The sequence below is a fragment of the Thauera sp. genome, from assembly GCF_034003485.1.
Lineage (GTDB): Bacteria > Pseudomonadota > Gammaproteobacteria > Burkholderiales > Rhodocyclaceae > Thauera.
Window position 1 is genome coordinate 194340 of record NZ_JAVEYL010000002.1, and the last position, 8097, is coordinate 202436.

General features: G+C 67.1%; 8 protein-coding genes and 1 pseudogene. 5 read left to right on the forward strand and 4 right to left on the reverse strand.

From position 1 onward, the window contains the following. The first annotated feature begins 74 nt into the window (after positions 1-74). From RBT54_RS02155 to RBT54_RS02175, 5 genes are all read left to right on the forward strand, one after another. On the forward strand, positions 75-1295 hold the full coding sequence (locus RBT54_RS02155) for a M20 aminoacylase family protein (RefSeq protein WP_320363619.1): 1221 nt from the start codon (positions 75-77) through the stop codon (positions 1293-1295). Positions 1296-1313: 18 nt separating this feature from the next. Continuing rightward, on the forward strand, positions 1314-2351 hold the full coding sequence (locus tag RBT54_RS02160; RefSeq protein ID WP_320363621.1) for a TRAP transporter substrate-binding protein: 1038 nt from the start codon (positions 1314-1316) through the stop codon (positions 2349-2351). Between the two features lie 59 nt (positions 2352-2410). Further along, a complete protein-coding gene (locus tag RBT54_RS02165) occupies positions 2411-2923 on the forward strand; it encodes a TRAP transporter small permease (RefSeq protein WP_320363624.1) in 513 nt (170 codons plus the stop codon). After that, positions 2920-4212: a TRAP transporter large permease gene (locus RBT54_RS02170; RefSeq protein WP_320363626.1), complete on the forward strand. Its 1293-nt coding sequence runs from the start codon at positions 2920-2922 to the stop codon at positions 4210-4212. The genes RBT54_RS02165 and RBT54_RS02170 overlap by 4 nt, the downstream gene beginning before the upstream one ends. Positions 4213-4383: 171 nt before the next feature. Beyond that, positions 4384-5280, forward strand: a complete 897-nt coding sequence (locus RBT54_RS02175) for a DMT family transporter (protein ID WP_320363629.1) — start codon at positions 4384-4386, stop codon at positions 5278-5280. Between the two features lie 36 nt (positions 5281-5316). On the opposite strand, the gene RBT54_RS02180 is transcribed toward RBT54_RS02175, so the two are convergent. From RBT54_RS02180 to RBT54_RS02195, 4 genes and pseudogenes are all read right to left on the reverse strand, one after another. Beyond that, the gene (locus RBT54_RS02180) at positions 5317-6399 is read right to left on the reverse strand and encodes a chemotaxis response regulator protein-glutamate methylesterase (protein WP_320363631.1); all 1083 of its coding nucleotides are present in this window, start codon (positions 6397-6399) and stop codon (positions 5317-5319) included. After that, positions 6396-7286 carry a protein-glutamate O-methyltransferase CheR gene (locus RBT54_RS02185; RefSeq protein WP_320363633.1) on the reverse strand — a complete coding sequence of 297 codons (891 nt, stop codon included), beginning with the start codon at positions 7284-7286 and terminating at the stop codon, positions 6396-6398. The genes RBT54_RS02180 and RBT54_RS02185 overlap by 4 nt, the downstream gene beginning before the upstream one ends. A gap of 20 nt (positions 7287-7306) precedes the next feature. Next, positions 7307-7897 carry a chemotaxis protein CheD gene (locus RBT54_RS02190; protein WP_320363635.1) on the reverse strand — a complete coding sequence of 197 codons (591 nt, stop codon included), beginning with the start codon at positions 7895-7897 and terminating at the stop codon, positions 7307-7309. 35 nt (positions 7898-7932) lie between these two features. Then, positions 7933-8097 (reverse strand): annotated as a pseudogene (locus RBT54_RS02195) (methyl-accepting chemotaxis protein); the annotation flags it as partial.

Here is an 8097-nt window from a genome sequence, read left to right on the forward strand (position 1 = left end):
AAAAAATATCGCCTTACGGTGTTCTTATCAAGTTCTTATTATCTGGACATGAGCTAATTCTATTGGTGAGCCAGATGACGACCCGAGATGCAGTAGTGACGACCGAGATCGATGCCGAGCAGATGAAGGCCTGGCGCCATGCCATCCACCGCAACCCCGAGCTCGGCTTCGAGGAGCATGCCACCAGCGCCCTCGTTGCCGAGCAACTGCGTACCTGGGGCTACGAGGTGCACACCGGCATTGCCGTCACCGGCCTGGTCGGCGTGCTGCGCTGGGGCACGGGCGAGGGCCGGCGCATCGGCTTGCGCGCCGACATGGACGCCATCCCGGTCCAGGAGATGACCGGCCTGCCGTGGGCGAGCACCGTGCCCGGCAAGATGCACGGCTGCGGCCACGACGGGCACACCGCGATGCTGCTCGGCGCCGCCCGGGTGCTGGCCGGGCGTGCGCGCGACGGGCGGCTGCCGGGCAGCGGCACCCTGGTGCTGATCTTCCAGCCCGCCGAGGAACTCGGCGGCGGTGGCGGCGCCCGGCGCATGATCGAAGAAGGGCTGTTCGAGCGCTTTCCGTGCGATGCGATCTTCGGCATGCACAACTTTCCCGGCATCCCGGTCGGCGAGGTCCATGTGCGCCCGGGCGCCTTCATGGCCTCGTCCGACAAGGTGCTGATCCGCTTCATCGGCCGTGGCGGGCATGGCGGCATGCCGCACATGGCGGTGGACCCGACCCTGCCCGCGGCGGCGACCGTGCTCGGCCTGCAATCCATCGTCGGCCGCAACGTCAATCCCAACCTCGCCGCAGTGATCAGCGTCGGCCGCCTCGCTGCGGGGGCGACCTACAACGTCATCGCCGAATCCGCCGAGCTCGAACTGAGCGTGCGCACCCTCGACCCCGACGTCCGCAACCTGGTCGAGCGCCGCATCCGCGAGCTTTCCGACCACCAGGCGCGCGCCTACGGCTGCGTCAGCGAGATCCGCTACGAGCGTGGCTACCCGGTGCTGATCAACGCCGCCGCGCAGACGGCGTTCGCGGTCGAGGTCGCGCGCAAGGCCTTCGGCGCTGAGCACGTGGTCGCCGATGCCCAGCCGCTTACCGGCAGCGAGGACTTCGCCTTCCTGCTCGAGCAGGTGCCGGGCTGCTACCTGCTGGTCGGCAACGGCGACAACGGCCACGCCGACGGCAGGTGGTCGGGCGAATGCATGGTCCACAACCCGCATTACGATTTCAACGATGCCTGCCTCGCGGTGGGCGCCCGGCTGTGGGTCGGCCTGGTCGAGCAGTTCTTCCATAACTAAACCCCGCAAGGAGACACCATGAAACTCAGCAAACTTCTGGCCACCCTGTCCACCGGCTTCGTCCTCGCCACCGGCGTCGGCATTCCGGCCGCCCAGGCCGCCACCACCCTGACCATGTCGAGCTGGGTGTCGCCCACCCACTTCCTGACCCCCGAGGTCTTCCAGCCCTGGATCGAGGACGTCAAGCGCGTCACCGAAGGCCGCGTCGACGTCCGCATCCTGCCCAAGCCGGTCGGCGGCCCCGCCCAGCACTGGGAGCTCGCGCGCAAGGGTATTGCCGACATCACCTGGGGCAACTTCACCTACGAACCGGACCGCTTCAAGGCGCTGTGGTTCTCCGAGATGCCCTTCATCGGCACCAACGCCGAGGCGTCCTCGGTGGCCTTGTGGGAGACCTACGAGAAATACCTCGCCGGCAAGCCGGCCTTCCAAGGCGTGGTCATGCTCGGCGTCGGCCTGTTCGGTGGCGGCCAGATCCACCACGGCAGCAAGGACATCGTCGAGCCCGACGACCTCAAGAACCAGAAGGTGCGCATGGGCGGCCCGATCCAGAAGCGCCTGCTCGAGGACCTCGGCGCGGTGCCGGTCGCCGGCCCGGGCCCCAAGGCTTACGAGCTGCTCGAGAGCGGCGTGGTCGATGCGTCGCTGCACACGATCGAGTCGGTGATCAACTTCCGCGTCGAGGGCAAGCTCAAGCATCACACCATCGTCCCGGGCGGCTTCTATGACGCGTCCTTCTTCATCGCCATCAACGAGGGCAAGTGGAACAAGCTCTCCGAAGCCGATCGCAAGGCGATCATGAGCGTCTCGGGCGAGAAGCTGTCGCGCCTGTGGGGTTCGCGCTTTGACGTGCAGAACCAGGCCGGCGAGGCCAAGCTGCGCGCCGAAGGCCACAGCTTCAACGAGCCCTCGAAGGCGCTGTTCGAGCGCATCGGCGCGGTGCGCGAGCGCATGCTCGCCGACTGGGCGGCCGAAGGCCAGAGCTACGGTGTGGACAAGCCGATGGAGATGCTCGAGTTCTTCGAGCAGCGCTACAAGGCCCACGCCGGCAACTGATCGCCCGCTGATCCCGGAAGTGACCGGCTCCGGCCGGCCACCCCCACATGGAGAATCACATGGACGCGTCTCTGTCCCGCATCCGCCAACTCGTCGAATCGCTGCTCATCCTCACGCTGTTGGGCATGGTCCTGCTCACCTTTGCCGACGTCATCGGGCGCCGGCTGCTCGCCACCCCCGTCTTCGGCGCCCACGACGCCACCGAGCACCTTATGGCGATCATGGTGTTCTGCGGCCTGCCGCTGCTGACCGCTGCGCGCGGACACCTGGCGGTGGACCTGTTCGACAAGTACCTGATGAAGCCCGGCATGGCTTGGTGGCATCGTCTGATCGCGCTGCTGATGACCCTGGTGCTGTTGCTGATCGCCTACGAATTCTTCAACGCCGCGATCGAGGCAGGCGAGATCCAGGAGATCAGCCAGGCGCTGTCGATCCCGCGTAGCGGCATGTACGCCTTCATCTCGTTCACCTCGCTGCTGTCGGCCCTGGCCGCACTGCTCGGCTGCTTCGGCGCGCCCCCCTCGCATCCCCACGTATCGCATCCCCACACCACCGAGGAGCGTGCCAAATGACCGTCGGTCTCCTTTCCCTGTTGGCCGTCCTGGTGCTGGCCTTCCTGCGCGTACCGCTGGCCTTCGCGCTCCTGTCGGTGTCGCTCGCCGGCATCAGCGTCGTCATGGGCTGGGACGTCGCGCGCTCGCTCGTGCCGATGACGATCTCCGAAGCCGTGTTCTCGTATGAACTGGCCGTGGTGCCGATGTTCATCCTGATGGGCAACATCCTCGCGCGCTCGGGCATCTCCGACGACCTGTTCCGCGCCGCAAACGCCTTCCTCGGGCCGATTCGTGGCGGGCTCGCGCTGTCGACCATGGTCACCTGTGCCGGCTTCAGCGCGGTATGCGGCTCCAGCCTGGCCACTGCGGCGACCATGTCCAAGGTCGCCTACCCGAGCATGAAGCGCTACGGCTACTCGGACCAGCTGGCCTCGGCCACCATCGCAGCGGGCGGCACACTCGGCATCCTGATCCCGCCGTCCATCATCCTGATGATCTACGGCATCCTCACCCAGACCAACATCGGCGACCTGTTCGTCGCCGCCGTGATACCGGGCCTGCTCGGCCTGCTGCTGTACCTGGGCGTGGTGTACGCCATCGCCTGTATCAGCCCGCAGGACGCGCCCCGCGGTGAGCGCACCACCACCGCGGAAAAGCTGCGCTCGCTGCGCGGCGTGTGGCCCTTCACCCTGCTCTTCGTGCTCATCATCGGCGGCCTGTATGGCAGGCTCTTCACCGCCACCGAGGCCGCCGGCCTGGGGGCCGGTCTGGCGCTGATCCTGTCCATGGCGCAGCGGCGGATGAGTTGGCAGAGTTTTCGCCAGGTCTTCGTCGAGACCGCGATCACCTCGGTGATGCTCTACAGCGTGCTGTTCGGCGCGCTGCTGTTCGCGAAGCTGATCTCGTTCTCGGGCCTTGGAGAAGGCATCCTGGCGCTCGTCGAGGAGGCGGGCCTGGGCCCTTACCAGACCCTGGCGGCGATCCTGCTCATTTTTCTGCTCCTCGGCTGCGTGATGGAGTCGCTGGCGATCATCCTGATCTGCGTTCCCCTCTTCCTCCCCATCCTGATCAGCCATGGTTTCGACCTGGTCTGGTTCGGCATCATCGTGGTGGTGGTGACCGAGATCGCGCTGATCACCCCGCCCATCGGCATGAACGTGTTCGTGCTCAAGGCCGCCCTGCCGCATGTGCGCCTGGGTGCGATCTTCCGCGGCCTTGCGCCTTTTGTCGCCATCGATCTGTTGCGCCTGCTGCTGCTGGTCGCGTTCCCGTCGATCACGCTGGGGCTGGTGGCGATGATGAAGTGACGTCGGCCGGGAGCGGGCCAGCGTGATCCGCGACATCACCGTTTGCATGCTGCCCGCTCCACACACTGGCGCATAATTCGCGCCGCACCGTTTTCGCCGCTGCTCTCCTGGCGGCACCTTCTGGCCGCGGCCCCGTCATGGGCGCCGCGGCGCTTTCCTTTTGGAGATCCGATGTCCGCGTCCGGCACGCCCCGCCTCGCGCTTCTCGCGCTCGCCGCGCTGTCCCTGATCTGGGGTTACAACTGGGTGGTCATGAAGCAGGTCATCCAGTACGTCGATCCCTTCGACTTCTCTGCCATCCGCACCGTGCTCGGTGCGGCCACGCTGTTCCTGGTGCTGCTCGTGTTGCGTAAGCCCATGTCGCTGGTGGCGGCGCGCCAGGTGATCCTGCTCGGGGTGCTGCAGACCGGCGCGTTCACCGCGCTGATCCAGTGGGCGCTGGTGGCGGGCGGCGCGGGCAAGACCGCGGTGCTGGTCTACACCATGCCGTTCTGGGTGATCCCGATGGCGTGGTGGGTGCTCGGCGAGCGCGTGCGCGGGCTGCAGTGGGCGGCGATTGCGATTGCGGGCAGCGGGCTGGTGCTGGTGCTGCAGCCGTGGTCGATGGGCGGCAGCGCGTTGAGCAACCTGCTCGCGGTCGCCGGCGGCGTCACCTGGGCCGCGTCGGCAGTGCTCGCCAAGCGCATGCGGCGCGATCACGCCTTCGATCTGCTGTCGCTCACCGCCTGGCAGATGCTGTTCGGCGCGCTTGCGCTCTCGGTGCTCGCCGTGCTGCATCCCTCGCGGCCGATCGATCCCACGCCGTATTTCTACGGCGCGCTGTTCTTCAACGCGGTGTTTGCCACCGGGCTGGCGTGGCTGCTGTGGCTGTATGTGCTGCAGCGCCTGTCGACCGGCATGGCGGGGCTGTCGGCGCTCGGCGTTCCGATGGTCGGCGCGCTCGCGGGCTGGATAGAGCTTGGCGAGCGCCCGAATGCGGCCGAGTTCACCGGCATGGCGCTGATCGTCGGTGCGCTGGCGACGATCAGCCTGTGGTCGCTGGTGCAGTCGCGGCGGGCGGGGGGCTGAGGGGCGCCCGTTCGCGGCGCATGCCGGCGCCAGGACTCACTTCACCAGGCCCAGGATCGCCTCGGGTATCTGCGTCAGCGGCACCACCCGATCGACGCCGCCGAGGCGGATGGCCTCCTTGGGCATGCCGAACACCACGCACGTCGATTCGTCCTCGGCCAGGGTGCTGGCGCCCGCGTCGCGCATTTCCTTGAGCCCGCGCGCGCCGTCGTCGCCCATGCCGGTCATGATCACGCCGACCGCGTTCTTGCCGGCGAACTTCGCGCACGAGCGGAAGAGCACGTCCACCGATGGCCGGTGGCGGTTGATCAGCGGGCCGTCGACGACTTCGACGGTGTATTGGGCGCCGCTGCGCGCGAGCATCATGTGCTTGCCACCGGGGGCGAGCAGCGCGCGGCCGGGCATCACGCGGTCGCCGTGGCGGGCTTCGCGCACCTCGAGCGCGCACAGGCTGTTGAGGCGCTCGGCGAACATCGCCGTGAAGCGCTCGGGCATGTGCTGCACGATGACGATGCCGGGGCACACCGCGGGCAAGCGGGTGAGCACCGCTTCCAGCGCCTGGGTGCCGCCGGTGGAGGTGCCGATGGCGATGATGCGCTCGGTGGTGCGCACCATGTTCGAGCCGCTGCCCAGGCCGGCACCGAGGATGGCGTCGGCGCTGAGCTTGGGCGCGGGGTTGAGCGGGGTGGCGGCGCGTGGCACCAGCCGGCTGGCGTTGGCGCGCGCGGCGGCCTTGACGGCCTGGACGACGTCGTTGGCGCTGTCTTCGAGAAACTGCTTCACGCCCATCTTCGGCTTGGTGATGATCGCCACCGCGCCGGCGGATAAAGCCTGCATGGTGGCCGCGGCGCCGCTTTCGGCGAGCGAGGAGCAGATCACCACCGGCGTCGGGCGCTCGGTCATGATCTTCTTCAGGAAGGTCAGCCCGTCCATGCGCGGCATCTCGATGTCGAGCACGATCACGTCCGGCCACTGGCGCTGCATGTGGCTGATCGCGAACAGCGGGTCGGAGGCGGCGGCGATGACCTCGATGCCGGCGTCGCGCTCGAGGGCCTGGCGCACCGTCTGGCGCACCACGGCCGAGTCGTCGACGATCATGACCTTGATCTTGCTGCTCATCGTCCGTGCTCGCTGCGGTTGGGGTGGAGGCCGCGCGCTGCGGCCCGGTTGCTGCGGTGGTGTTCGAGCAGCGTGCGCGCGTTGGGACGGCAGTAGAGCGTGGGGCGCAGGGCGCTGAGGTCGTCGGTGATGCCGGTCAGGGTCTCGGAGTGGCCGACGATGAAGGTGCCGTCCTCGCGCAGGTGCGGAACCATGTTGCCGACCACCTTGCGCTTGGTCTCGTTGTCGAAATAGATCATCACGTTGCGCAGGAAGATGATGTCGAACTGGCCGAGGTCGCGCGTGTCGGGCGCGATCAGGTTGATGTGGCGGAAGTCCACCCGCTCGCGCAATTTGGGGACGACGAGGAAGTTGCCTTCCTGGCTGCGCACCCCCTTGAGGCAGTACTTCTTCATCAGCTCGGGCGGGATGCCGCGGCCGCGCTCCATCGGGTAGAGGCCGGTCTGGGCGCGCTCGAGCACGGTCAGGCTGATGTCGGAGGCGACGATCTCCCAGTTGGCCGACAGGCCCAGGGTTTCGGCCAGCACCATGGCGATGGTGTAGGGCTCCTCGCCGCTGGAGGACGCGCCGCTCCACACCCGGAACGGACGTCCGCGCCGGCTGGCGGCGAAATCCTGCAGGAAGTCGAAGTGCGCCGCTTCGCGGAAGAAATAGGTTTCGTTGGTGGTGAGCAGGTCGACCATCAACTGGCGTTCTTCCGGATGGTCGCCGCTGGTGACCAGCTTGTAGTAGGCGCCGAAGCTGTCCAGGCCGTAATGGCGCAGGCGGCGCGACAGGCGCCCGGCCACCAGCGGCTTCTTGCTGTCGGCCATGTTGATGCCGGCCAGTCGGTAGATGAGCTTCTGGAACAGGGCGAATTCCTGATCCGTGACGCCGTTGCTATCCATGTCTTGCCTGGGCTCCGTGATCAGAAGAGTTCGACGTTCGATTTGGGTGGCGGCCGCCTCAAGGACTCGGCGTAGGCCTGTTCGGCCTTTGCCACTTCCTGCGCGGTTGCCATGGTGGTTGTCATGCGCCGGCACCAGGCATCGCCGGTGGCCGGTACGAACAGCACTTTGCGCGAGCATGCACCCAGAAAATCCGAGGCCAATAGCTCGATGCCTTCGCGCTTGAGCCATTCGCAGGTGAATTCCGCATTGCGCTTGCCGATGCCCGACGCAGCGATGCCGCTGATGATGGTGCCGCCACCAAAGGCCTTGGCCTTGATGCGGTGGCGCGCACCACCGCGGCCGAGGATGCCGTTGAGCAGCACTTCCATCGCGTAGTCGCCCGACAGCAGGGAGTCGATATCCACCCCGCCTTCGCGTTTGCGCATGTTGGGCAGCATGAAGTGGTTCATGCCACCCACGCCCACCGCGGGGTCGTACATGCACACCGCCACGCAGGAGCCGAGCAGGGTCGAGATCGGTTTGTGCATGTCGACCGCCCACTCGCCGGGCGAGATGCTCTGCGCGCGACGTTCGATCTCCTGGGGAGACAGGGTGTGCCAGTCGATCATGCTGAGTATCCGTGTAGCGGCATGTCTGTCGGGAATCAGCGCCGGCGGCCGCTGGCGGTTGCCGGGTCAATGGTGAAGAAGCCCATCAGCTCCTGCAGTTGCCCGGCCTGTCCGCCCAATTCCTCTGCGGTGGCGGCGAGCTCTTCAGAGGCCGAGGCGTTCTGCTGGGTGGCCTTGTTCAACTGCCCCATGGCGTTGTT